Origin of the sequence: Halorhodospira sp. 9628 (genome assembly GCF_022228075.1) — a bacterium.
GTDB lineage: Bacteria > Pseudomonadota > Gammaproteobacteria > Nitrococcales > Halorhodospiraceae > Halorhodospira > Halorhodospira halophila_A.
This window is the reverse complement of record NZ_JAJNRF010000008.1, coordinates 53,379-77,716: the sequence shown is the minus strand read 5'-3', so window position 1 is coordinate 77,716 and position 24,338 is coordinate 53,379. Positions and strand designations below refer to the sequence as shown.

Annotated in this window: 21 protein-coding genes; 15 read left to right on the top strand and 6 right to left on the bottom strand. The window is 68.3% G+C overall.

From position 1 onward, the window contains the following. Window positions 1–13: 13 nt before the first annotated feature. Window positions 14–2,203: a hypothetical protein gene (locus LRG10_RS09370; RefSeq protein ID WP_201167731.1), complete on the bottom strand. Its 2,190-nt coding sequence runs from the start codon at window positions 2,201–2,203 to the stop codon at window positions 14–16. A gap of 294 nt (window positions 2,204–2,497) precedes the next feature. On the opposite strand from LRG10_RS09370, the gene LRG10_RS09365 reads away from it, so the two are divergent. From LRG10_RS09365 to LRG10_RS09355, 3 genes are read left to right on the top strand one after another with little or no spacing between them, the layout of a single operon-like run. After that, window positions 2,498–3,253, top strand: coding sequence for a c-type cytochrome domain-containing protein (locus LRG10_RS09365; RefSeq protein WP_201167729.1), 756 nt, complete (start codon window positions 2,498–2,500; stop codon window positions 3,251–3,253). Between the two features lie 11 nt (window positions 3,254–3,264). Continuing rightward, window positions 3,265–4,467, top strand: a complete 1,203-nt coding sequence (locus LRG10_RS09360) for an iron-containing alcohol dehydrogenase (protein WP_238635294.1) — start codon at window positions 3,265–3,267, stop codon at window positions 4,465–4,467. 11 nt (window positions 4,468–4,478) lie between these two features. Next, the gene (locus tag LRG10_RS09355) at window positions 4,479–4,805 is read left to right on the top strand and encodes a hypothetical protein (protein WP_238635288.1); all 327 of its coding nucleotides are present in this window, start codon (window positions 4,479–4,481) and stop codon (window positions 4,803–4,805) included. A gap of 31 nt (window positions 4,806–4,836) precedes the next feature. Here the strand turns inward: LRG10_RS09355 and LRG10_RS09350 are convergent, their stop codons facing one another. Next, window positions 4,837–6,768 (bottom strand): ATP-binding cassette domain-containing protein, encoded by a 1,932-nt coding sequence (locus LRG10_RS09350; RefSeq protein WP_201243107.1) that lies wholly within the window; start codon window positions 6,766–6,768, stop codon window positions 4,837–4,839. A gap of 8 nt (window positions 6,769–6,776) precedes the next feature. After that, window positions 6,777–7,937, bottom strand: a complete 1,161-nt coding sequence (locus LRG10_RS09345) for a PQQ-dependent sugar dehydrogenase (RefSeq protein WP_201167721.1) — start codon at window positions 7,935–7,937, stop codon at window positions 6,777–6,779. Between the two features lie 65 nt (window positions 7,938–8,002). Between LRG10_RS09345 and LRG10_RS09340 the strand changes: the two genes are divergently transcribed. The 4 genes from LRG10_RS09340 to LRG10_RS09325 all read left to right on the top strand — a co-directional run bounded on the left by LRG10_RS09340 (window position 8,003) and on the right by LRG10_RS09325 (window position 11,992). Next, window positions 8,003–8,920 (top strand): MBL fold metallo-hydrolase, encoded by a 918-nt coding sequence (locus tag LRG10_RS09340; RefSeq protein WP_201167713.1) that lies wholly within the window; start codon window positions 8,003–8,005, stop codon window positions 8,918–8,920. Window positions 8,921–8,952: 32 nt separating this feature from the next. Then, the gene (locus LRG10_RS09335; RefSeq protein WP_238635279.1) at window positions 8,953–10,548 is read left to right on the top strand and encodes an AMP-binding protein; all 1,596 of its coding nucleotides are present in this window, start codon (window positions 8,953–8,955) and stop codon (window positions 10,546–10,548) included. A gap of 2 nt (window positions 10,549–10,550) precedes the next feature. After that, complete coding sequence (gene thiD, locus LRG10_RS09330; protein WP_201167708.1) at window positions 10,551–11,366, top strand: bifunctional hydroxymethylpyrimidine kinase/phosphomethylpyrimidine kinase; 816 nt, start codon at window positions 10,551–10,553, stop codon at window positions 11,364–11,366. Window positions 11,367–11,461: 95 nt separating this feature from the next. After that, complete coding sequence (locus LRG10_RS09325; protein ID WP_201167705.1) at window positions 11,462–11,992, top strand: Rrf2 family transcriptional regulator; 531 nt, start codon at window positions 11,462–11,464, stop codon at window positions 11,990–11,992. Between the two features lie 32 nt (window positions 11,993–12,024). On the opposite strand, the gene ispG is transcribed toward LRG10_RS09325, so the two are convergent. Beyond that, window positions 12,025–13,266, bottom strand: a complete 1,242-nt coding sequence (ispG, locus tag LRG10_RS09320; RefSeq protein WP_238635277.1) for a flavodoxin-dependent (E)-4-hydroxy-3-methylbut-2-enyl-diphosphate synthase — start codon at window positions 13,264–13,266, stop codon at window positions 12,025–12,027. A 107-nt stretch (window positions 13,267–13,373) separates the two neighbouring features. On the opposite strand from ispG, the gene LRG10_RS09315 reads away from it, so the two are divergent. Further along, window positions 13,374–14,000: a glutathione S-transferase N-terminal domain-containing protein gene (locus LRG10_RS09315; RefSeq protein WP_201243110.1), complete on the top strand. Its 627-nt coding sequence runs from the start codon at window positions 13,374–13,376 to the stop codon at window positions 13,998–14,000. Between the two features lie 35 nt (window positions 14,001–14,035). Here the strand turns inward: LRG10_RS09315 and LRG10_RS09310 are convergent, their stop codons facing one another. Continuing rightward, the gene (locus tag LRG10_RS09310) at window positions 14,036–14,668 is read right to left on the bottom strand and encodes a TetR/AcrR family transcriptional regulator (protein WP_238635269.1); all 633 of its coding nucleotides are present in this window, start codon (window positions 14,666–14,668) and stop codon (window positions 14,036–14,038) included. 98 nt (window positions 14,669–14,766) lie between these two features. Here LRG10_RS09310 and mazG point away from each other — a divergent pair, with 98 nt between their 5' ends. Beyond that, a complete protein-coding gene (gene mazG, locus LRG10_RS09305; protein WP_201167694.1) occupies window positions 14,767–15,552 on the top strand; it encodes a nucleoside triphosphate pyrophosphohydrolase in 786 nt (261 codons plus the stop codon). 35 nt (window positions 15,553–15,587) lie between these two features. Continuing rightward, window positions 15,588–17,408: a diguanylate cyclase domain-containing protein gene (locus LRG10_RS09300; protein WP_201167684.1), complete on the top strand. Its 1,821-nt coding sequence runs from the start codon at window positions 15,588–15,590 to the stop codon at window positions 17,406–17,408. Here the strand turns inward: LRG10_RS09300 and LRG10_RS09295 are convergent. After that, entirely contained in the window at window positions 17,405–17,776 is a 372-nt protein-coding gene (locus LRG10_RS09295; RefSeq protein ID WP_238635267.1) for an Mth938-like domain-containing protein, read from the bottom strand. The two genes, LRG10_RS09300 and LRG10_RS09295, sit on opposite strands and share 4 nt — an antisense overlap. Window positions 17,777–17,877: 101 nt before the next feature. Here LRG10_RS09295 and alaC point away from each other — a divergent pair, with 101 nt between their 5' ends. Genes alaC through recJ form a run of 5 tightly spaced genes read left to right on the top strand, consistent with a single transcriptional unit; the run spans window position 17,878 to window position 24,309 of the window. Beyond that, complete coding sequence (gene alaC / locus LRG10_RS09290; RefSeq protein ID WP_238632872.1) at window positions 17,878–19,080, top strand: alanine transaminase; 1,203 nt, start codon at window positions 17,878–17,880, stop codon at window positions 19,078–19,080. Between the two features lie 50 nt (window positions 19,081–19,130). Then, the gene (locus LRG10_RS09285; RefSeq protein WP_238635265.1) at window positions 19,131–20,441 is read left to right on the top strand and encodes a homoserine dehydrogenase; all 1,311 of its coding nucleotides are present in this window, start codon (window positions 19,131–19,133) and stop codon (window positions 20,439–20,441) included. Between the two features lie 4 nt (window positions 20,442–20,445). Then, a complete protein-coding gene (gene thrC / locus LRG10_RS09280) occupies window positions 20,446–21,585 on the top strand; it encodes a threonine synthase (RefSeq protein ID WP_201167663.1) in 1,140 nt (379 codons plus the stop codon). Then, window positions 21,582–22,583: a hypothetical protein gene (locus LRG10_RS09275; protein ID WP_238632870.1), complete on the top strand. Its 1,002-nt coding sequence runs from the start codon at window positions 21,582–21,584 to the stop codon at window positions 22,581–22,583. The genes thrC and LRG10_RS09275 overlap by 4 nt, the downstream gene beginning before the upstream one ends. Next, a complete protein-coding gene (gene recJ / locus LRG10_RS09270) occupies window positions 22,576–24,309 on the top strand; it encodes a single-stranded-DNA-specific exonuclease RecJ (protein WP_201167657.1) in 1,734 nt (577 codons plus the stop codon). The genes LRG10_RS09275 and recJ overlap by 8 nt, the downstream gene beginning before the upstream one ends. Window positions 24,310–24,338: the final 29 nt, after the last annotated feature.

Below are 24,338 nucleotides of genomic sequence, written 5' to 3'. Positions count from 1 at the left end.
GGGCCTGCGTCGTTCAGGCACCGTGCTCCGGGTCGGGGATCAGCCGCTTGATCAGAACCCCGGCCCGGTGGGCCGTACGCTTGTCATCACTGCGGCGCGCCTGCCGGAAGGCCCGGCGGAGCTGGTCGAGCTCCCGGCTGGTGGGGCGGCCGGCTTCCTCGTTCGCGTATCGTGCCTCTAGGTTGTGCACGGTGAACAGCGGGTCCTCCAGGCGGTGGCGCAGTGCCTCGCGGGCGAAGTGGCCGCGCAGCTCCTCCTGGCCCGCCGCACGCAGCGCCTCGCAGACCGCAGCGTAATCGTCCAGGTCGAGGGTCCGGATGCGGACGGCTCGGCGCAGGGCCGGGGCGAAGGGCCCCAGGGCGCGGTCGAGGATGCCACCGGCCTCCGCGGCGACTTCGTGAATCCATTCGCAGAGATCCCGCAGCTGCTGCCGGTCGATCCGTTTCGGGGGGTTCAGGCCGCTTTGCACGAGCACTGTCGCGGCCGGCTGGCCGGCGAGTTCGGCCTCGGTGGCCAGCGCCAGGGCGTGGCCGAGGGTGCGGCCGTCGGTGAGGGTCCGAGCACGCCAACGGTGGGCTTTGGTGCCGCTGCCGTGGGTGGCGTCGACGACGGTACGCAGCCGTTCGAGCTGGGCCTGCGCCGCCGCCGAGTCCGCCCAGGTCTCCGCCTGGGCCAGGGCCGTGTGGGCAGCCTCCGGGTTCCCCTCGGCGCAGGCGGAGCGTGCGCGGGACAGCAGGGCGTCGTGGAGCACGGTCCGGGCCCGGCGATTGATCGGGTCGCGTTCGAGGATTCGCCGGGCGAAGTCCGCAGCCCCCTCGAAATCTTCACCGTGCAGCGCGAGTTCCAGTGCCTCCTGGAGCAGGGAGCGATCCTCGGGCCAGCGGGCCAGGGCCTGATCCACCGATCGGCGGGCTTGGGCGATGCGGCCGCAGTCGCGGTGGCGCTGGATGAGCAGCCGGTGGCCGGGGAGATGATCCGGATCCAGGGTGACGCTCTCGGCCAGGGCGTTTTCGGCTTCGGCCGCGAGGGGGGTGTGGAGCAGACCCAGCTCGCTGGCCAAGCGGCGCTGGATTGCGGCGATACGCAAGGCGTTCTGGTCTCCGGGGACCGGCTCGGCATCGGCGCGAAGCGCGGCGATTACTGCCTGCCAGGCTGCCAGGACAGCGGTGTAGTCATCGGCCTGGAAACACTCGGTGCACCAGGCCTGCAGGAGCGCCTGCTCGAACTCGTCGGCCTCTTCGGGCAGCACCAGTGCGCGGCCATGGACGGCCACCTCCTGGAAGGCGAGGCGGATTCGTTGCCGACGGGACCACTGCTCGCCGAGCTCACTTCGCCAGTCCGCCAGGACGGCGGGTAGATCGGCGTCTGGCTGCGGTGCTTCGGGCCTGAAGAGCTCGCGCCAAAGCTCGTAACGCTGCGTCGACCAGCCACGCAGCGCAGTGGCGAAGCGGCGTAGGGGTTCGTCGACCCGGGTCAGTGCCGGCAGCAGCTCGGGGTCGGGGAGTCGGGCTAGCCGTGCGGCCTCGGCCAACGGGGCGAAGGGTGAGGAGTCATCGACGCCCTCGAGCAGACGTTCGGCGGACAGCTGCTGCTCCGGCTCGATCATGAGCGCCTTGAGCACGGTCACGAAGTCGCGGTAGGGCGAGCGGTACGGGATCGTCCGCAGATGCTGGGCGGCGACCTCATCCTGACCCGTACAGTAAGCCGCCAGGGCTGCCAGTGCCGTATCGCCATCGGCGCGCACGGGGTCTTCGGGATCCAGCTCTGCCAGGCGCTCGGGGGCGGCGAGGTAGCAAGCCGCGAGGTGAGGGCGGGCCCGGCTCAGCGGCTCCGTTGCTCCGGCCTCGCACATGCGGATGTAGGCAGCCTGTGCGGCTTCGGCCTCGTCGAGTTCCAGCAGTAGACGGATCTGCTCCGGTTCCGGCAGGGCGCCGGGGCAACGCCACTCGCGGTTCTCCCAAATGGCCAATGCCTCGCGGGGCATGCCCTTGGCAGCGAGTTCCAGGGCGCGCCCGCGGTAGGCTGCGGCGAGGCCCTCGGCCCAGGTGCTCTCTGGCTCGGTCTGCGCCAGGGTGCGGTAGTGCTTGATGGCCTCTCGGTAGCGCCCAGCTGCGAGCGCCTGGCGCGCGTACGGCTCCACCGTCATGTGCGCGGTGTGCAGCGGCGGCTGCTGTTGTTGCCGCGAGGACAGTTGCTCGGACACGTCGACCCCTTGCTTGCCGCTCCGGTGGCGGGCACCCGACGTCGCGGGCCCGTGGGGAGCATGATACGCGTGCAGGCAGCTGCGCTCATCCTTGCACGGCGTGGACGGCGCAGGGGCGGTGCCGCCAGGATGGTTTTGGGTGACGAAAAAGAGCATTGATGATGGTCAAAAAGAGTGCTGACTGATAAGTTGTTGCGCGATGCCTTCCGGTCCCGGTCCGCTACTGAGCGGGCAGGGCGGCTCCGGGCCGATGCACCGCAGGCTGGGCAGCGCACGATCAATACAAGGTGAGGCATGAGCGTCGATTTCTTCTATAACTTCCTGGCGGGCCTCGGGTATACCCATCCGGTGCACCCGATCGCGGTCCACGTCACCATCGGGTTGGTGGTGGCAGCGCTGGTCTTCGCGCTTGTAGCGCGGTCACCGCGGTACGAGAAGTACGCGATCACGGCGCGTCACTGCGTGACGCTGGGCTTCATCATGGTCTTCCCGACCATCCTGCTCGGCTTCATGGACTGGCTCTACTACTACGGGGGCAACTGGACGACCACCTTCAAGATCAAGGTCTCGTTCGGCATCGTGCTCGCCGTGCTGCTGGGAATCGCGGCTATTCTTCCGGCCAGGCTGACCTACCGCTCGCCGGCGGTGCTGGCCAGCTACCTGGCGTCGTTCCTGGTGGTGGTCGTACTCGGCTACTACGGCGGTGAGCTGGTCCACGGTTCGGCCAGTCCGGCCGCGGACGAGGAGGTGGATGAAGACCCGGATGCCCGGGTTTCCTACGCGCAGATCGACCGGATCATGCGGGATGCCTGTGTCTCCTGTCATGCTCCCGGGAACGCCATCTGGGACCTGGATCTGACCTCGTACGAAGCGCTCATGGACGGGAGCAAGAACGGCCCGATCGTGGTGCCCGGCGAGCCCGGCGAGAGTGAGCTGGTCAAGCGCATCGACGGCACGGCCGATGTGCAGATGCCGCTTGGCGGCAGCCTCTCCGAGCGCGACAAGGACCGGATCATCCGCTGGGTCGAGCAGGGCGCCGAGAAGGACTAGAGGAAGAGGGTATGGGCGAGGCGCCGCCGATCCTCCAGCCGATCCAGTTGCCGCGCATGGCCCACTGCCCCGGGGCCGTGGAGTGGCTGCGACCCTGGGCCGAAGAGCTCTGCCCCGGGCCCGGCACCCTGGTGCTGGTCACCGGGCGGGCTACGCTCGCGCATCTGCCGGCGGCCCGGCAGGCGGTCGGCGAACTGGAGGCCCGGGGATGGAGCCTGGCGACGGTGACCGTCAGCGGTGAGCCGAGCGCCGAGTGGGTGGATGAGCAGCGTCAGCACCTGCCTGCTGGGGGTGTCGACCTGGTTGTGGCGCTCGGCGGGGGCAGTGTCCTAGATGTCGGCAAAACCCTGGCGGCGATGGCCTGCGAGCAGGGCCCGACGCGGGCCTATCTAGAGGGGGTCGGGGATCGCGCACCTTCCGGGCGCCGCGTCCCATGGATCGCCGTGCCGACCACCATGGGCACCGGCAGTGAGGTGACCCACAACGCCGTACTCGGTCAACCCGGGCTGGAGCGGGGCTACAAGAAGTCGCTGCGCCACCCCGGGTACGTAGCCGACCGGGTGCTCCTCGACGCACGACTGACGGCCTCAGTGCCCCGGGCGGTGGTGGCCAGCGCGGGGATGGACGCCTTCTCGCAGTTGCTTGAGAGCTACCTGGCGCCCACGACCTCGCCGTTGCTGGATTGTTGGCTGATGTATGCGCTTGAGCAGGCAGGTGCGGCGCTTCCGGAACTGATCTGCCGCCATGGGGACGCGGATCTGGAGGCTCAGCGCCACGCCATGGCTCTGGCCGCCACTGTCTCGGGTGTGGCGTTGACCCATACGGGCCTGGGCATCGTGCACGGGCTCATCGGGCCGCTTGGAGCGGTGGCGCCGGTCCCGCACGGAGTGGCATGTGCCAACGTGCTGTCGCCGGCGATGCGTCAGACGCTCGCCGAGGCCCGCGCCGTAGGTGGCGCGACGCAGGAGCGGGTGGAGCAGCGGATGGCTGCGGTCTCGGTCCAGCTCGGCGGCGGTTCCCGGGCCGACGAGCTGATCGAAGCCCTCGACCACTGGCGTCACCAGGCCCGGTTGCACGCGGGCCTTCCCGGGCTGGCCGGCTACGGTATCGACCATCGCCACCTGGACGCCGTGGTCGAGAAGGGGTCGAACCGGCGCAACGCGGTTGCGTTGAGCCCCGAGCAGCGGCGGTCCATTCTGGAAGAGAGCCTGTAGGTACCTCAGAAATGCATGCTTACGAAGATCTCAACGGTGCAGATCGGCCCGCTTATCCGGCGCATTGGATCCTGGCGCCAGCCGCGCTGGCTTTGGCGGCCCTCGGTACCGCCCTGAACCCTCCGCAGATCCACGAGCTCCGCATCGATGGTGGCACGGTGCTGCAGCCCGTGGCCCTGGAACACGTCATGGAGCGTCGGCCGCAGGGGCCACCACCCTGGGGTGACGTGGAGCAGGTCTCGCCGGAGGAGGTTGAGGAAATCACAGCGCCGGCCGGGGACACGCGTGGCGCCCCCGGAGCCGAGGGGGGCAGCGGGATGTACCAGCGGCCCGACTGACGCCCCAGGTGGTCCGTCGCTGGTCGGCCGATTACTGGGACTGGTTGCGCGCCTCGAGTTCCTGCCAGCGCTCGTAGGTGGCCTCCAGGCGCGACTCAAGCTCCCCCAGCTGCTCCTGCAGCGAGGCAAGATGCCCATCGTCGCTCTGGTAAAGTGCGGGATCGGCCAACCGCTCGTGCAGCTGTGCCTGCTCCTGTTCAAGGGCCTCGATACGCTCCGGCAGGCCGGCCAGCTCCTGCTCCTCGCGCCGGGTCAGTCGCTTCGGCGCACCTGAGCTGCGCCCTCCCGACGTTCGCCTGCCAGTGTCCGGGGCGTCGTTGTCCGGCGATGCCTTGGCGCCGCGCTCGGAGCGGCGTTGCGGGGCCGGTCCGGGGCGCTGTCGCTGCCAGTCGGTATAACCGCCGGCGTATTCGCGGAAGCGGCCATCGCCCTCATAGGCCAGGCTCTGCGTGACCACCGCGTCGAGGAAGGCGCGGTCGTGGCTGACCACCAGCACCGTCCCGGAGAAATCCAGCAGTCGGTCCTCGAGCAGTTCCAGGGTCTCGGCATCGAGATCGTTGGTTGGCTCGTCGAGCACCAAAAGGTTGGCCGGTTGGCTGAACAGCCGGGCCAGCAACAGGCGGTTGCGCTCCCCGCCTGAGAGTGCCCGCACCGGCTGACGGGCGCGCTGCGGCGGGAACAGGAAGTCCTGCAGGTAGCTGAGCACGTGGCGGGACTGGCCGTTGATCTCGATGTGCTCGCGCCCCCCGCCGACGTTGTCCTGAACACTGGCGTCCTCGTCGAGCACGGCGCGCTGTTGGTCGAAGTAGGCGATCTCCAGCCGGGTGCCGCGACGGATGGTCCCGTGGGTTGGTTCCAGTGCCCCGAGCAGCAGCCGAATGAGGGTGGTCTTGCCGCAGCCGTTGGGTCCGATGAGGCCCACCTTGTCGCCGCGCAGGACGGTGGTGTTCAGATCCCGGATGATGGTGGCGTCGTTGTAGGCAAAGTCTACTGCTTCGGCGTCGGCGACAATCTTGCCCGAGCGCTCCGCTTCTTGAACGCTGAAGCGCGCCTTGCCCTGATGCTCACGGCGCTCGGCCCGTTCGGCGCGCATGCGCTGGAGTTCCCGGACTCGTCCCTGGTTGCGGGTGCGCCGGGCCTTGATGCCCTGTCGGATCCAGGCTTCCTCCTGGGCCAGGCGCTTGTCGAATTCGGCGCGCTGCTGCTCCTCGGCGTGGAGGCGCTCTTCGCGGCGGCGCAGGTAGTTCTGGTAGTCGCCCGGGTAGCTGATCAGTGCTCCGCGGTCGATCTCCACGATGCGCGTGGCCAGGCTCTGCAGGAAGGCACGGTCGTGGGTGATGAACAGCAGCGCCCCTGGCCAGTCGCGGAGGAACCCCTCAAGCCAGGTGATGGCCTCGATGTCCAGGTGGTTGGTCGGCTCGTCGAGCAGGAGCAGGTCCGGGGCCGTGACCAGTGCGCGGCCGAGCAGCACGCGACGCTGCACGCCGCCGGAGAGGTTCGCCATGGCTGCCTCGGGGTCGAGGTCCAGGCGGGAGATCACGGCCTCGACTCGCTGCTTCAGGTCCCATCCGCCCTGGGCGTCCAGCGCGTCCTGGCAGGCCTGCATCTCGTCGAGGCGATCAGTGTCGCCGGCGGCAACGGCCTCGGCGACCCGGTGGTAACGCTCGACGGTCTCTCCCAGCTTGCCGAGGCCTGCGGCCACGTGTTGATAGACGGTGCCGCTGGTGTCCTCGGGCAACTCTTGGGCCAGTTGCGCGACCCGGACGCCCGGGTCGCAGAGGACCTGGCCGTCATCGGGTTCGACGGCGCCGGTGAGAATGCGCATTAGGGTAGATTTCCCGGCGCCGTTGCGTCCGACCAGGCAGACGCGTTCGCCTGATTCGACGGTCAGGTTGATGTCTTCCAGCAAGGGGGGGTGGTGCCCCAGGGCGAGTTGGACGTTGCGTAGCTCGAGTAGCGGCACAGGCTCCCTCAGTCGGCAGGCTCCAGGCGGTAAATCCCGCCATCGGATTCGTCGGTCAGCAGGTAGATATGGCCCCCGGGCCCTTCCTCAACAGCGCGAACCCGGCCCACGGTATCGCGCAGGATCTCTTCCTCGTGGACGACCGTTTCGTCCTCGATGACCACGCGGCGTATCGCCGGACGCACCAAGGCGCCGGCCAGGAAATCTCCCTCCCAGCGCGGGAACGCCTGGCCGCTGTAGTGATCCAGCCCTGAAGGGGCGATCGCCGGTGTCCAGTCACGGATGGGGGATTCCATGCCCTCGGCGTGGCGCCCGATGCCGATCTGCTCCTGGGTGGCGTAGTCGCGGCCGTGGGAGATGATCGGCCAGCCGTAGTTGTACCCCGCCTGGACCCGGTTGAGTTCGTCGCCGCCTCGCGGGCCGTGCTCAGTCTGCCAGATCGCGCCGGTCTCGGGGTGGATGAACTGGCCCTGGGCGTTGCGATGGCCGTAGGAGTAGATTTCGTCGCGCACCTGGTCGTCGGCCACGAACGGATTGTCCCCGGGGACCGAGCCGTCGTCGTTGAGGCGCAGGGTGGTACCAACGTGGTCGCCGGTGTCCTGCGCCCGGTGGGTATCCGGGTCGTGCTCGTCGTCGCCGCGATCGCCGACGGTCATCAGCAGGGTGCCGTCCGGCTTGAAGTCGATCCGCGACCCGTAGTGGCGGCCCGGGGTGGCGGCGGCATCGGCCACGAAGATCTCCTCGAGGTCGGTCAGCCGCGGCGCGCCGTCATCGAGGCGCGCCCTGGCCAGGGCCACGGTGGTTTCGTTGGCATCCCCCCGCGCGTACGTGAAGTACACCCAGCGGTTGTCGGTGAAGTCCGGATGCAGGGTGATATCCAACATCCCGCCCTGGTTGCGCGCGTGGATGCGGTCGGGCCCGCCGGACAAGCGCTCCACCCGGCCGTCTTCGACCCGATTGATGCGACCCGGCCGTTCGGTGACCAGCATGCCACCTTCGGGCAGGAAAGCCAGTCCCCAGGGGTGTTCCAAATCGGTGGCGACTTGCACGATGCGCACACCGTGATACTCCGTATCGTGATGAGCCTCGATGACCTCTTCGGCCAGGGCGGCCCCGCCGATCAGCGAGAACCCGGTCAGGGTGGCGATACGCGGCGTGACTCGGACCATGGCGCCTGCTCCATGCTAGCGTAGACCTTATACGGCCCTTACCATTCAAGCAGAGGAGGTCCGTCGTGGACAGCATACGCTCGCGAACCGGCGTTCCGGTGGAGGTGATCGATCTCCACTTCCAGGGCAAGGCCGGGCGCATTGCCAGTTTCCTGATCCGTCATCAAGGCGGGGCGATGCTGATCGAGAGCGGCCCCGGCAGCACGATCGGCGGCTTGGAGTTCGAGCTTCGGCGGCGGGGCCTGGCGCCGACGGATATCACCCACCTGCTGCTCACCCATATTCACCTCGACCACGCCGGTGCCGCCGGTTGGCTGGCCCGTCAGGGCGCCCATGTGTACGTGCACCCGCGGGGTGCCCCCCATCTGATCGACCCCGGCCGTCTGCTCGATAGCGCCTCGCGGATCTATGGAGACGACATGGATCGGCTCTGGGGGGAGTGCCTGCCGGTGCCCGAGGAGCAGATCACCACACTCGATGACGGTGACGAGGTCGCCGTGGGCGGAGTCGGCGTGGTCGCCCTGGACACGCCGGGGCATGCCGAGCACCACCTGGCCTTCCAGCTCGACGATGTCTGCTTCACCGGTGACGTGGGCGGCGTGCGCATGCCCCACTCAGGGGTGGTCATCCCGCCCGCGCCGCCACCGGAGTTCGACCCGCAGCGGTGGCGGCAGAGCTTGGCGCACATCGCTGCGCAACAACCGGAGTACCTGGCGCTGACCCATTTTGGCCTGTTCCTGGATCCGCCGGAGCATCTGGCGGCCCTGCGCCGTGGCCTGCGCGACCTGACGCGCTGGGCGGACGAAACGGTGGCCGAGGCGAACGATGTCGCCGATCTGCAGGCCCGTTACACCGCCTGGCTAGAGGCGTGGGCGCTGGAGCAGGGGCTGGATCCGGCGGACTGGGCCGGGCATCAGGCGATCAATCCGGCCTGGATGTCCGCACTGGGGCTGCGGCGCTACTGGAAGCAGAAGCAGGGCTGACGTCCTGCATCCCGATACGACGAGGAGGCTGCATGGCAGCGGGGTCTAGCTACGATGATCTGCCCATGGAGTGGGTGGGCAATTGGGCCGGGCGGCGCGCTGCGCTGACCCCGGAGCGGATGGCGCTCTACGAGCCGGACAGCGAGCGTTGCATCACCTATCGCCAGGCCGATCAGCGGGCCGAGCGTGCTGCGGCCCTGTTGACCGAGACCCTGGGGATCGGCCCCCGCGAACCGGTCTGCCTTCTGTCGCGCAATCGGCTCGAGGCGGTCGATCTCTATCTTGCCTGTGGCAAGACCGGTGTGATCCTGGCGCCGCTGTCTTACCGCCTGGCGCAACCTGAGCTCAACGACCTGGTCCGGCGGGTTGCGCCGCGCGCCCTGTTCTACGATGAGGCCTTCGCCGAGCTGGCCGCGGACCTGGATTTGCCCGCCGGCGCCCAGCGTGTCGAGCTGGCCGATGGGCGCGGCCGGTGGTTCGAGGCCGTGGATGCGGGCGAGGATCCGCGCACCGGTCAGAACCGTCCGCTGGCCCTCTCGGACCCGTGTCTCTACGTGCACACCGGTGGAACCACGGCCACGCCCAAGATCTGCGTGGTTTCCCATCGGCAGATGGTCTGGAACGCCGTGGACATTCTGGTCAGCAGTGGCGGATCGCTCGGGCCTCAGCAGGAGCTGCTGACCTTTCCGTTGTTCCATATCGGTGGCTGGAACACCCTAACTCCGGTGTTCTACGCCGGCGGCTACACCGTCATGCCGCGCAGCTTCGACGCCGGGCAGGCCCTGGAGCTGATCGAGGTGGAGGGGATCACCCATTTCGGTGCAGTTGAGGCCATGCTGCAGTTAATGGCCGAGCATCCGCGCTTCGCCGGGGTGGATATGAGCACGCTGGAGCAGATCACGACTGCCGGTGCGTCCTGTTCCTCCTGGACCATGCAGCCGTTCTGGCAGCGGGGGATCCGTGTCAGTCAGTCCTACGGGATGACCGAGGCGGGTCCGTCGAACTTCCTCTATGTCGGTGATGATCAGGGCATCGATGAACTGCGCGAGCACCACGACTCGGTGGGCACCTCGATGTTTCACACGGACTACCGCATCGTCGATCCCGAACGGCTAGAGCCGGTGCGCCGGGGTGAGGTCGGCGTGCTGCTGATGCGCAGCCCCCACAACTTTGACGGCTACCTCGACGAGCCCGAGCGCAGTGCCGGGGCGCTGCTCGCGGACGGCTGGGTCTACAGCGGTGACCTGGCTCACGAGGATGCTGAGGGCTATGTGCGCCTGGTCGGCCGCGCGGACAACATGTTTATCAGCGGCGGCGAGAACATCGCCCCGGAGGAGGTGGAGCAGGTCCTGCTGCGCCACGCCGGTGTTCGCAAGGCGGCGGTGGTGGGCGTGCCCGACCCGCGCTGGGGTGCGGTGCCGGCGGTTGCGGTGGTCGCACGCGAGGGTGCCGATGTCGATGCGGCGCAGATCCTACAGTTTGCCGAGCGGGAGCTGGCACGGTACAAGGTGCCGCGGTTGATTCGCTTTTACGAGGATCTGCCGCTGACCGGCGCCGGCAAGGTGGACCGCAACCGCGTCCGCGAGCAGCTTGCCGGGGAGGCAGGGGCGTCATCGGGAGAGGAGTAGGCATGACGGATCGTTTCGGTAACGCGCGGGTGCTGGTGGTGGCGGGTTCCGACTCCGGGGGCGGGGCCGGCATTCAGGCGGACCTGAAGGCGGTGATGGCGCTCGGCGGCTACTGCAGCACGGCGATTACCGCGCTGACGGCGCAGAACACCCGGGGTGTCCAGGATGTGCACACGATCCCGCCCGGTTTTGTGGCCGCTCAGATGCGCTCGGTCCTCGCCGACATCGGTGCCGACTGCGTGAAAACGGGCATGCTCCACGACACTGCGGTCATCGATGCGGTGGCCGCCGAACTCGACGCCCTGGCGCCCGGCGTGCCGCTGGTGGTGGACCCGGTGATGGTCGCCCAGAGTGGCGATCGACTCCTGGCCGAAGCGGCCGCCGAGCGGCTCGGCGATGTGCTGCTGCCACGGGCAACCCTCCTCACCCCCAATCTGCCCGAGGCGGAGGTGCTACTCGGCCGATCCGTGCCGGGCACCGAGGCCGGCCTGCGGGAGGCGGCCCGAGCCCTGCGCGGTTTCGGCCCCGGAGCGGTCCTGGTCAAGGGCGGGCATGCGGCCGGTGAAGAGGTTATCGATTGCCTGGCTACGCCGGACGGCGAGATGTGCTTTCGTAGCCGACGGATCGACACGACCTCCAACCATGGCACCGGGTGCACCCTGGCGAGCGCCATCGCTGCCGGGGTCGCCCGGGAGCTGCCTATGGCCGATGCCGTCGCCCGCGCCCGGGACTACCTCCAGGAAGCCCTGCGCACGGCCCGCGGCCTTGGGTCCGGGGCGGGGCCGGTGAACCACGCCTTCAATGTGCCCCCTTATTGATTGAGGGGGCGGCGTGATGCGGCAAATTGGCACAGAACGAAAAATGGACTAGACTGGTCCACAATAGAATCGCTCAAAACCGTGAGGGCTGTGCCATGTACGCGAACGCCGATCCGAACACCCTGGTGCAGGTTACCGCCCGTGGTCGCTACGCCGTTGGCGCAGTGCTGCACATCGCGCTCCACGACGAGATCGGCCCGGTCCCGCTGGCCGAGATCTCGGTCTGTCAGAATATCTCCACCTCCTACGTGGATCAGATCTTCGCCGATCTGCGGCCACACGGGATCATCGAGGGCATCCCCGGGCCGGGGGGCGGGTACCGGCTGGCCCGTCCGGCGACTGAGGTGACGGTGGCGGAGATCATCGCGGCGGTGGAGCGGCGCGAGGCCGGAACCCACTACCGCAGCGCGCTTGAGGGTGCGGTCTGGAGCCGGCTGATGGCGGATATTGCCCACTTCATGGAGCGGCTCACCGTGGCCGATCTGGTGGAGCGTCCGGCGGCGCGGGAGTGGCTTGCGCGGCAGTATCGAACCGGTCCGTGGCGGTGCGAGGTGTGCGGCGTGCTCACCGAGCGGGGCCCGAAGCATGCCGGTCATCGGGCGGGACGTTCCCGACGGGCGCGGTAGGACCGCCTCCGCCGGGGGGTCCCCCGGGGCGGTCAGCCGAAACGCTGCTCGACGTAGGATTCGACGATCTGCTCGAACTCTTCGGCGATGCGCTCCCCCTTGAGGGTCACGGAGCGCTCGCCGTCGATGAAGACTGGGGCCGAGGGCTGCTCGCCGGCGCCCGGCAGGCTGATGCCGATATCGGCGTGGCGGCTCTCGCCGGGGCCATTGACCACGCAACCCATCACCGCGATGCGCAGCCCCTCGACACCGGGGTAGCGTTCGCGCCAATCCGGCATGCGGGCATCGATATGGCTGCGGATGTGCTCGGCGAGACGCTGGAAGAAGTCGCTGGATGTGCGGCCGCAGCCGGGGCAGGCCGTGACCCGCGGCGTGAAATCGCGCAGCCCCATGCTCTGCAACACCTGCTGCGCTACCTCGACCTCGCGGGTTCGGGCGCCTCCGGGATCCGGCGTGAGCGAGACGCGGATGGTGTCGCCGATCCCCTCTTGGAGCAGGATGGCCAGGGCCGCCGAGGAGGCGACTACGCCGGGCACCCCCATGCCGGCCTCGGTCAGGCCCAAGTGGAGGGGGTAATCGCAGCGCCGGGCGAGGTCGCGGTAGACCGCCACCAGATCCTGGACGCCGCTCATCTTGCAGGAGAGCACGATGCGATCACCGGGCAGGCCCAGCTCCTCGGCGCGTTGCGCGCTCTCCACCGCCGAGGTGACCACCGCATCGCGCATGACGGTCTCCGGCGGCAGCGGCTCCGTTCGCGCCGCATTGGCGTCCATCAGCCGGGTGAGGACACTGTCGTCGAGGCTTCCCCAGTTGACGCCGATCCGCACAGGCAGGTCGTAGGTGCAGGCGATCTCGATCATCTCGGCGAACTGCGGGTCGCGTCGGCTCCCTTTGCCGACGTTGCCGGGGTTGATGCGCATCTTGGCAAGGGCCTCAGCGCACTCCGGGTGGCGGCGCAACAGCTTGTGCCCGTTGAAGTGGAAGTCGCCGACAAGCGGTACCTCGGCCCCCATACGGGCGAGGCGCTCGCGGATGCGCGGCACGGCCGCGGCGGCCTCCTCGTTGTTGATGGTGACCCGCACGAGCTCCGATCCGGCCCGGGCCAGATCGGCGGCCTGGACCGCGGTGCTCACCTCGTCAGCGGTGTCGGTGTCGGTCATCGACTGGACCACGATCGGTCCATCGCCACCGATGCTCAGGTCACCGATGCGGACGGTTCGACTGCGGCGCCGGGGCGCCGGCTCGGCTTCCAGGGGACGGGTTTCTGCATCCATGGCCAGTATTGTAGCCCAATCCGTCGTCGACCCGGAAAACATTCGTCTTTTACGATGCCGAAAGGCCGCGGTGTCCCCGCCGTGGCGACACGAACCTGGGAGGCACCATGATCGAACTCTACAGCTGGCCAACCCCCAACGGACAGAAAGTGCACATCGCCCTCGAGGAGATGGGGCTCGCGTACCGGGTCCACGGTGTGGATATCGGCAAGGGCGAGCAGTTTGCCGAGCAGTTCCAGCGCATCAGCCCGAACGGCCGCATACCGGCGATCGTCGATAGCGAGGGGCCCGGCGGGCAGCCGTTCTCCGTGTTCGAGTCCGGGGCGATCCTCATCTATCTGGCGGAGAAGAGCGGGCAGTTTCTGCCGACGGATCCGGCCGCGCGGATGCGCGTGATCGAGTGGCTGATGTTCCAGATGGGTGGCGTCGGACCGATGTTCGGTCAGGCGGGCCACTTCCGCAACCAGGCGCCGGAGCGGGTGGATTACGGCATCGAGCGCTACACCCAGGAAACGGAGCGCTTGCTCGGGGTTCTGGACCGTCGGTTGGGCGAGGTGCCCTACCTGGGTGGGGCGGCCTACAGCATCGCCGACATGGCGACCTATCCGTGGGTTCAGGTGGCCGAGCGCCTGGGGCAGCGCATGGGCGACTTCCCCAACGTGCTGCGCTGGTCGGATGAGATCGGCGAGCGCCCTGCGGTGGAGCGGGGGATGGCGGTGCTTAGGCAGCAGTAGGCTGGGGCCCCGGGGCGCGGCCCGGGTGGGCCGCGCTAAGGTTGTTTACCCGGGTCCGGGGTGATCCCGTGCTGGATGATCTCCGTGGCTGCTGCCAGGACATCGCTCTCGGGGGTGCCGTCCTCGCTCCAGATCAGGTGGCGTTTGCCCATGAAGAATGCGATCCCGATCAGCGCCAGTGCCTGGGTGTAGGGATCCCCGCGGCGGACTTCGCCGCGGGCCTGTGCTGCCTCGAGGCGCTCGGCGTAGCCTCCTGCCAGGGTCTGGAAGTACCACCGATGCGCTTCCGGATCGACGAACTGCGACTCCATCACGATCCGGTAAAGGTTTTCGTGCTCGCGGCAAAAGCGTAGGAACGCCTCCAGGCCGATGCGCTCAGCTTCGGCACGGTTTGCCGCGCCCTCGATGGCTTCGCTGAGATAGCGGCGCATGGTGCGGTTCATGTGCTCGACCAGCGCGCGGAAGATCTCCTCCTTGGAGCGGTAGTAGAGGTAGAACGTCCCCTGGGCCACCCCGGCGCGCTGGGTGATGCTGCTGATCGATGCGTTGTGAAAGCCCTTCTCGCCGAACTCCACCTCGGCGGCGGCGAGCAGGTTGCGGCGCGTGCGCTCGCCGCGCTCCGTGGCCGGCCCCACCCCCTGGGTCAAACCGGGTCTGGTCTTCTCCATGGCCATCCCGCAATTGGCTGGTTAACCTGCTCAAATTAAGTTGGCCGGTTTAACCCTGTCAAATCTGCCGGGAAACGTGGAAGTGAGGAGGTGCCCCCGTGCAAGCCGTCGACCGCCTGCTGCAGATCATGGAGCGCCTGCGGGACCCCGAGCGCGGGTGTCCCTGGGACGTGGAGCAGGATTTCCACTCTATCGCGCCGCATACCGTCGAGGAAGCTTACGAGGTCTTCGATGCGATCGAGCGCGGTGACATGGATGCGCTGCGGGATGAACTCGGTGACCTGCTGCTGCAGGTCGTCTTCCACGCGCGCATGGGCGAGGAAGGCGGGCACTTCGACCTGGAGTCGGTGGCCGAGACGCTCGAGGCGAAGCTCATCCGCCGGCATCCGCATGTCTTTGGGGCTGCGCGGGTGGCTGAACCGGAATCCGTGACCCATCATTGGGAGGCGATCAAGGAGCAGGAACGTGAGCATCGGGGCGAAGGCGACAGCGCCCTCGATGGGGTGGCGACGGCACTGCCGGCCTTGGCTCGGGCCACCAAGCTCCAGCGCCGGGCGGCGCGGGTGGGGTTCGACTGGCCGGACTACCGGGGCGCGGCTGCGAAGATCCGTGAAGAGCTGGCCGAAGCGGAGGCCGAGGTGGACGGGAGCCCCGAGCGTCGCGAGGCCGAGGTCGGCGATCTGCTTTTTGCCGTAGTCAATTTGGCGCGCCATCTCGACGTCGATCCGGAAACGGCCCTGCGTCGCGCCGGTCAGCGTTTCGAGGCGCGCTTTCGTGGCGTGGAGGCGGAGTTCGCCGCGCGTGGTGAAACCCTCGGGGCGCAGTCGATCGATGCCCTGGAGGCGGCTTGGCAGAGGACGAAGGGGAGGGAAGGGGGAACGTGACCGGGTCGGCGGCAGATCCAGGGAGGGAGCGGCGTATGCCGCCGGCAGTGCAGGGGCTTAGCCGGGTCGTCCCGCTCCTGCTCGCCCTCGGGGTCTTCGTCGCCGTTTTGATCCTTGCCGGCGTGCTCGCGCACTGGCTGGAGGAGTATCGCCTGGAGCAGGCGCGCTCGCAGGTGACCGAGGAGGCTTCGGCGCTGCGGGGACGGATTGAGGGGGAGCTGAACGCCTCCGTGTCGCTGGTCACGGGTCTGGGCGTCCTAGTAGGGGCGGATCCCGAGATCGACGGGCGGCGATTCGCCGCGATCGCGCAGCGGATGATGCGCCCCGAGTTTCACATCCGCAATATCACGCTGGCCCCGGACAATGTGATCCGCTACGTCTACCCGCTGGCCAGCAACGTCCGGGCCCTGGGCCTGGATATCAGCGAGCATCCGGCCCAGAGTCCCAGTCTCCAGCGCGTCATGGCCACCAGCGCCCCGGTGGTTGCTGGTCCGACGGAGCTGGTCCAGGGGGGCGAGGCGCTGATCGTGCGCGTTCCAGTCCATGAGGATGATGGGCGCTACTGGGGGGTGGCCAGTGTCCCGCTGGATCTCGACAGCTTCTACCGTGCTGCCGGGTTGCGGGAGATCGAGCAATCCGGTTTGCAGATTGCCCTGCGCGGGCGGGACGGGCTCGGCCGGAAGGGCGGCGTCTTTTTCGGCGAACCGCTTGTCTTCGAGCGGAATCCGGTGCGCATGGATATCACGTTCGGGGCATCCAGCTGGCAGCTGGCGGCTATTCCCGAGGGCGGATGGCAGGCGAAGGCCTCGTTGCCGGCCTGGTGGTGGTGGGTCTGGGCCGGCGGCGGCGTGATGCTGGCCCTGCTAGGCGGTGTGGTGGCTCGCCAGGCCCTGTGGCTGCGCTTTCTCAAGAATCGGCTTGAGGCCATCATGGCCACCATCCCCGATCTGGGGTTCGTGATTGATGATCGTGGGCAGTTCCGGGAGGTTTTCGGCGGGCAGGAGCGGCGCCTTTACCGGGATTTGCGCAACCTGGTCGGGCGGCGGCTGCATCAGGTGCTGCGCTTCGAGCTGGCCGAGAGCTTTCTTGAGAGCATCCAGCAGGCACTGGCCGAGCGGCGGCTGGTGACGCTGGACTACGAACTCGATATGGATGAGGTCGAGGGCGGCGGCGAGCACGGACCGCGCGGGCGCCAGTGGTTCGAGGCGCGGATCTACCCGCTGCCGCCTGGGCTGGAGGCGCGCCCCTCGGTGCTGTGGCTCGCCTACAACGTCACCGAGAGGATGCAGGCGTTGGCTGAGGCCGAGCGGAGCCAAGAGCAGATGCGACATATGGCCCTGCACGACCACCTCACCGGTCTGGCCAACCGGGCGCTGCTGCTCGATCGCCTGGAGAAGGCGCTGGAGTGGGCGCGGCGCAACCGCGAGTCGGTGGCGCTGCTGTTCATCGATCTGAACCACTTTAAGCCGATCAATGACGAGCATGGCCACGAGGTCGGAGACCGGGTCCTCCAAGAGTTGGCCACGCGCCTGACCGGTGCTGTGCGGGAGGTGGACACGGTGGCCCGCCACGGTGGCGACGAGTTCGTCATCCTGCTCGAGGGCGTGGACAGCCGGCGCGCCGCCGAGCGGGTGGCCGACAACATCGTCGCCAGCCTCGACGAGCCGGTGACCGTCAACGGCTTGGCTTTCCCGGTCTCGCTGAGCATTGGCATTGCCCTGTATCCCGAGCACGGAAGCTCGGCGGACGAGCTCCAGCGCGTCGCCGATGACGCCATGTACGCCGCTAAGGCCGATCGCTCGTGCAGTACCTACGCCTTCGGGGCGCCCCTGGCCGGACCGTATACAGCGGACTAGCGCAGCAGGAGCACCGCGGCGACCGAGCGGTCCTCGCCGAGGAGGAGGTTGAATGTCCTGCAGGCGGCGCGGGTATCCATGGCTTCAAAACCGATCCCGGAGCCGATCAGCGCCCGCATCAGCTCGCGATCGGGGAAGGACTGCTCACTTCCGGTGCCGAGCAGGATCAGCTCCGGTTCCAGGTCGATGGCCGGCTGCAGGTCGGCGAGGGTGAGTTCCTCCAGGCGCTCGGCGCGGATATCCGTGCTCAGCAAGGTCGGTGTCACCAGGACGCTGGTCTGGTACTCGGCCTGATTGATGCGGATCCAGCCCGGTTCGAAGGCGCGGATCCGGTAACCGGCATTGCCGTGATCTTGGGCGAGTTTCATGGGCTCAAGCCTCGATCTCGTTTGACAGTCCTGCCCCGGGTGAGTACGTTCACAGGCTTCATTGCCCCCGGTCCCTACACTGCATTCCTTGAGGTTCGCCCGTGGACTCCGATCTGCCGAAAGCCGACTTCCCTCGGATCAAGCGGCTGCCTCCGTACGTCTTCAACATCGTCAACGAACTCAAGGCGGCCGCACGCCAGCGGGGCGAGGATATCGTGGATTTCGGGATGGGCAATCCCGACCAGCCGACGCCCCAGCATATCGTGGACAAGCTCTGCGAGGCTGCCCAGCGACCCGACACGCACCGGTATTCGATGTCGCGGGGGATCCCGCGACTGCGTCGGGCGGTGGCTAACTGGTACGCCCAGAACTTCGATGTGCACCTCGACCCGGAGAGCGAGGCCATTGTCACCATCGGCTCCAAAGAAGGCCTGGCCCACCTGGCCCTGGCCACTCTGGGGCCGGGGGACGCCGTGCTGGTGCCCAACCCCGCCTACCCGATCCACCCCTACGGCGTCGTGATCGCCGGAGCGGATATCCGCCACGTGCCCATGATCCCGGGCGGGGACTTCTTCGTGGAGCTCGAGAAGGCGATCCGGGATACCTACCCCAAGCCCAAGATGCTCATCCTCAACTTCCCGTCGAACCCGACGGCGCAGTGTGTCGAGCTGGACTTCTTCGAGAAAGTGGTCGAGATCGCCCGCAAGGAGGGCATCTGGGTCGTGCAGGATCTGGCCTACGCCGAGATCGTCTTCGACGGCTACAAGGCCCCGTCGATCCTGCAGGTGCCGGGTGCCAAGGACGTGGCGGTGGAGTGTTACTCCCTGTCCAAGACTTACAATATGCCCGGCTGGCGGATCGGGTTCGTCTGCGGGAATCCGGACTTGATCGCCGCCCTGGCACGGATGAAGTCGTACCTGGATTACGGTATGTTCACGCCCATCCAGGTCGCCGGCATCCTGGCGCTGGAGGGGCCGCAAGACTGCGTCGAGGAGATCCGCGAGATGTACCGGGCCCGGCGCGATGTCCTCTGTGATGGGCTGGAGGCGGCCGGATGGCCCGTGGAAAGGCCGAAGGCGACCATGTTTGTCTGGGCCCGTATCCCCGAGGCGTATCGGGAGATGGGCTCGCTGGAGTTCTCGAAGAAGCTGCTGGCCGATGCCAAGGTGGCGGTCTCCCCAGGGATCGGCTTCGGCAGTTACGGCGATGAGTATGTCCGTTTCTCGTTGATCGAGAACGAACACCGCACGCGTCAGGCGATTCGCGGCATCAAACAGATGCTGCGGCGTGATGATGCTTGCTGAGCCCGCGCCCTGCGCGGCGGGCTGGAACCGCTCAGATTCGGAGGTGAGGATTGAAACCGGTTAATGTGGGGATGCTCGGCCTCGGTACCGTGGGTTCGGGGGTGGTCAATATCCTCGAGCGCAATGCCGATGTGATCAGCCGGCGCGCCGGGCGCGAGATCCGCGTTACCCACGCCTCGGCGCGCCATCCGGAGCGCCCGCGCAGCTGCCGCCTGGAGGGGATCCGCCTGACCACCGATCCGTTCGAGGTGGTCGACGACCCGGAAGTGGAGATCATCGCCGAGCTGATCGGCGGCTACGAGCCGGCCCGGGAGCTGGTGCTGCGTGCGTTGGACAACGGCAAGCACGTTATTACCGCCAATAAGGCGCTGATCGCCTCCCACGGCAACGAGATCTTCGCCCGGGCGCGGGAGAACGGTGTTACGGTGGCCTTCGAGGCAGCGGTGGCCGGCGGCATCCCGATCATCAAGGCCGTGCGCGAGGCGCTGACCGGTAACCGCATCGAGTGGCTCGCGGGGATCATCAACGGGACCTCGAACTACATCCTCACCGAGATGTTCTACGAGGGCCGGGATTTCGGAGACGTCCTCGCCGAGGCGCAGCGCCTGGGCTACGCCGAGGCGGACCCGAGCTTCGATGTCGACGGCACCGACGCCGCCCACAAGCTGACCATCCTGGCCTCCATCGCCTTCGGCATCCCGCTGCAGTACGACAAGGTCTATGTCGAGGGCATCGATCATATCACGCGCGAGGACGTGGCCTTCGCCGAGGAGCTGGGTTTCCGGATCAAGCACCTGGGCCTGGCCTTCCATGAGGAGAACGGCTACGCGCTGCGCGTGCACCCGACGCTTCTGCCGCGACGGCACATGCTGGCCAACGTCGACGGCGTCATGAACGCCGTCATGGTCAAGGGCGACGCCGTCGGGCCGACGCTCTACTACGGCGCCGGTGCCGGCGCCGAGCCGACCGCCTCGGCGGTGGTGGCCGATATGATCGACGTGGTGCGCGAGTTCAACCTGGAGCCCGAGAACCGGGTGCCTTATCTGGCGTTCCATACCGAGTCCCTCTCGCGGGAGCCGGTGCTGGCCATGCGCGACGTCGAGACGGCCTACTACCTACGGCTCTCGGCGCGGGACGAGCCCGGCGTGCTGGCCGACGTCACCCGCGTGCTCGGGGATTTCGGGATCTCCATCGAGGCCATCATCCAGAAACAGCCGCAGGCCGGGGCCGATCACGTCCCGATCATCCTGCTGACCCACCGTATCCATGAGCGTCACATGGACGCGGCCATCGAACGCCTGGAGCACCTGGAGCAGGTCGATGGACGCGTCGTACGCATCCGTGTCGAGAGCCTGGAGTGAGAGCATGCCCTTCCGACCCCGCTACACTGGACTGATCGCCAAGTATCTGGATCGGCTGCCGATCAGCGATGATGCCCGGATTCTCGGGCTGGGCGAGGGCAATACGCCGCTGATCCAGCTGACGCGGATCCCGGCGGAGCTCGGCCGCGACGTGGACCTCTACGTCAAGTTCGAGGGCCTGAACCCCACCGGCTCGTTCAAGGACCGCGGCATGACCATGGCGGTCACGAAGGCGGTCGAGCAGGGGGCCAAGGCGATCATTTGCGCCTCGACCGGCAACACCTCGGCCTCGGCCGCGGCCTATGCGGCCCGCGCCGGGATCAGCTGTTTCGTGCTTATTCCCGATGGCAAGATCGCCATGGGTAAGCTGGCCCAGGCGATCATGCACGGTGCGCAGGTGCTGCAGATCCGCGGCAATTTCGACGCCGGCATGCGCCTGGTCAAGGAGCTGGCCGAGCACGCGCCGCTGACCATCGTCAACTCCATCAACCCGTATCGGCTGCAGGGTCAGAAGACGGCGGCCTTCGAAGTGATCGAGGAGCTTGAACGCGCCCCGGACTACCACTGCCTGCCCGTGGGCAACGCCGGCAACATCACGGCCCACTGGATCGGCTACAGCGAGTGCGCCGGACGCAAGGGTGACGAGCAGCTGACCGCTGCCTGCGCCTTCTGCGAGGGGCATTGTCGTTACGCGTCCGCACTGGTGGATCGGCGCCCGCGCATGGTCGGCTACCAGGCGAGCGGCAGCGCACCTTTCCTGCGGGGCGGGCCAGTGGCTGAGCCCGAAACCGTGGCGACGGCCATCCGCATCGGCGATCCGCAGTCGTGGGATTACGCCCAGGCCGTTCGCGAGGAGTCCGGTGGGTGGTTCGATGAACTCAGTGACGAGGAGATCCTCCGGGCGCAGCGGATGCTCGCCGATCATGAGGGTGTGTTCTGCGAGCCGGCCTCGGCGACCTCGGTGGCGGGGGCCATGCGCGATATCCGCAGCGGCCGCATCCCCGAGGGCAGCACGGTGGTCTGTACCCTGACCGGGCATGGCCTCAAGGACCCGGATGTGGCCAGCGCCCAGGCCGGGGATGCGGTGCAGACCGTGGATGCCGACTATGAGGCCGTCCGCGAGGCCATTCTGAAGCGGCTTTGAACGCCCACCGTTTACGCCTGCGGATTCCGGGGCTGCTCGGGCCGCTTCCCGGGCGGCTGCCTCCCGGGGTGCTGGCACGCCAGCCGGCGCTGGAGACCTGGCTGGCCCGGGGCCGGCACGGCCCCTTGACGCCGTCGCCGGTGCCCGAGGCGGCCGGTGCCCTGGGATGGCTGGCCGACGGCGGGGATCCGGGCTGTGAGGCTTACTGGAGCCGTGCGCAGCCATTGCACCTGCGCCCGGAGGCAGCGGGTGTGCGCCTGGTGCAGGTCGCGATCAACGAGTTCGAGGCCGCGCGGCTGGAGACCGATCTGGCCGATCTGCTGGCCGGACGGCGCGTGCAGCTGCACCGGACATCCGCCGGGCGTTGGTACTTGCAGAGCCAGGCGCCGCTGCCGGAACGTCCCGCACCGGAACAAGTCTGCGGCCGTTTCATCGACGCCTACCTGCCGCGGGGAGGCGACGCCCTGAGGTGGGCGACGCTCTTCAACGAAGTCGAGATGGCCCTGTGTGACCACCCGGTCAACCGCGATCGGGAAGAGCGCGGCGAGCCGCCCATCAACGCCCTGTGGGCGTGGGGTAGCGGGCGGTGCCCTACGCCCCCGGCGTCGTTTCCCTGGCAGCGCCTGTTCAGCGACGATCCGGCCTGGTTGGGGCTCGGGGTGCTGGCTGGGGCCGAGGTGGCGGATCTGGCTGGATCGACGCCCATCCTCCCGGGGCCGGATACGCTGGTCGCGGTCCCTTGGGCGGAGCAGGCGCTGGCCGTGGATGATGGGGCGGCGTGGATCGACGCCGTGGCGGCGGTTGAGCGCGCGATCGCCGCGCCGGCGCTGGTGGCGCTGCGCGAGGCCGCTGCGCAGGGGTCGCGCTGGGATGCGCTGGAACTGTGTTTTGGGGCCGATGACCACGGTGTCACTTTGGGACGGCGGGAGCTGCGTCGGTTCTGGCGCCGGCCCCGGCCCCTCGGCGCCTGGGTCCGGGAGGGCGGCGAGGATGCCTGAGCGCATCCGGCGGCGTCCGGCGGGTGCACTTCCGGACGGCGTTGCGCAGGACCTGCACCCGGTCCTGCGGCGGGTCTATCAGCGCCGCGGCCTACGCGATGCCGCGGAGCTGGATCTGAGCCTGCGGCGGCTGCAACCGCCGACCGGCATGGCCGATCTGGACCGTGCGGTGGCTGCGCTGGTTCCGGCCCTGAGCCGGGGCCAGCGCATCGTGGTCGTCGGCGATTACGATGCCGACGGGGCGACAGCGACCGCGCTCATGGTCCTTGCGCTCCGACGTCTCGCTGCGGCGGCTGGCGGTGATCCGACGGCCGTCCAGTCTTTCGTTCCGGATCGGTTCTCGCTGGGCTACGGCTTGAGCGCGGCCGTCGTCGAACGGCTGCGCCCCACGGAGCCGGCCTGGCTGGTGACGGTGGATAACGGCGTCAGCAGTCTGGAGGGGGTCGCTGCGGCACACCAGGCGGGCATGGGCGTGGTGGTGACTGATCACCACGCGCCCGGCGCAGCGTTGCCGGCCGCCGAGGCGGTTGTGGATCCGCTACGCGATGACGACCACTTCCCGAGTACGGCCCTGGCCGGGGTGGGCGTGGCTTTCTACCTGGCTCTGGCGCTGCAGCGTGGCCTTGCGGCGGACGGGTGGCTCCGCGAGGAACCGGTCTCGCTGCTGGGGCTGCTGGATCTGGTCGCCGTGGGGACCGTGGCAGACCTGGTTCCGTTAGATCACAACAACCGCATCCTCGTCGAGCAGGGACTGCGCCGGATCCGCGCCGGTGTTGCCCGTCCCGGCATCGTCGCGCTGCTGGAGCAGGCCGGCCGCGAGCCTGCCGAGGCGACGGCGGCCGATCTGGCTTTCGCCGTCGGGCCGCGCCTGAATGCAGCCGGGCGCATGGACGACATGACCGCCGGGGTCGAGTGCCTGCTCGAGGAAGATCCGCATCGAGCCCGGGAGCGGGCGGTCGCGCTGGATGACCTGAATCGTCAGCGCCGCGCGGTGGAGTCGCAGATGACTGAGGAGGCACTGGCCGGGCTCGAGGCCCGCGCCGAGGATGTAGGCCTCGGCGTGTGCGTGGCGGCGGAGGGCTGGCACCAGGGGGTGACCGGGATCCTCGCTTCGAGGTTGAAAGAGCGCTATCACCGCCCGGCGGTGGCTTTCGCTCCGGCAGACCAGGGGATGCTGCGCGGCTCAGCGCGCTCGGTGCCCGGGCTGCATATCCGCGACCTATTGGCGCGCATCCATGGGCGTTCGCCAAAGCTGATCGAGTGTTTCGGCGGGCACGCGATGGCCGCTGGACTCACCATCGAATCCGGGCAGCTGGATGCGTTCCGCCGCGAGTTCGCCGGTGCGCTGGATGAGGCGCTGGGTGGTGAGTTGCCCGAGCTGCGTGTGGAGACCGACGGCGAGTTGCAACCGGAGGAGCTCAACCTGGAGACGGCCTGGGCCCTGCGCTACGGCGGTCCCTGGGGCCAGGGGTTCCCCGAGCCGTGCTTTGACGGCGTTTTCCGGATCCGTCAGAGCCGGGAACTGCGCGGTGGCCACCTGCGGCTGGAGCTGGATGCTGACCATGGCAATGGGCCCACTGTCCCGGCCATCGCCTTCGGTGGGGTCGAACGGGGTTGGAACCAACTGGAGGGTCCGGTTCGCGCGATCTACCGCCCGGAGGTCAACCGGTTTCGTGGCAGTGTCACCCTGCAGCTGCGCATCGAGTACCTAACCACCGCAGGTTGACCGGGAGGCGGGCCGTCCGGCCGCCTCCC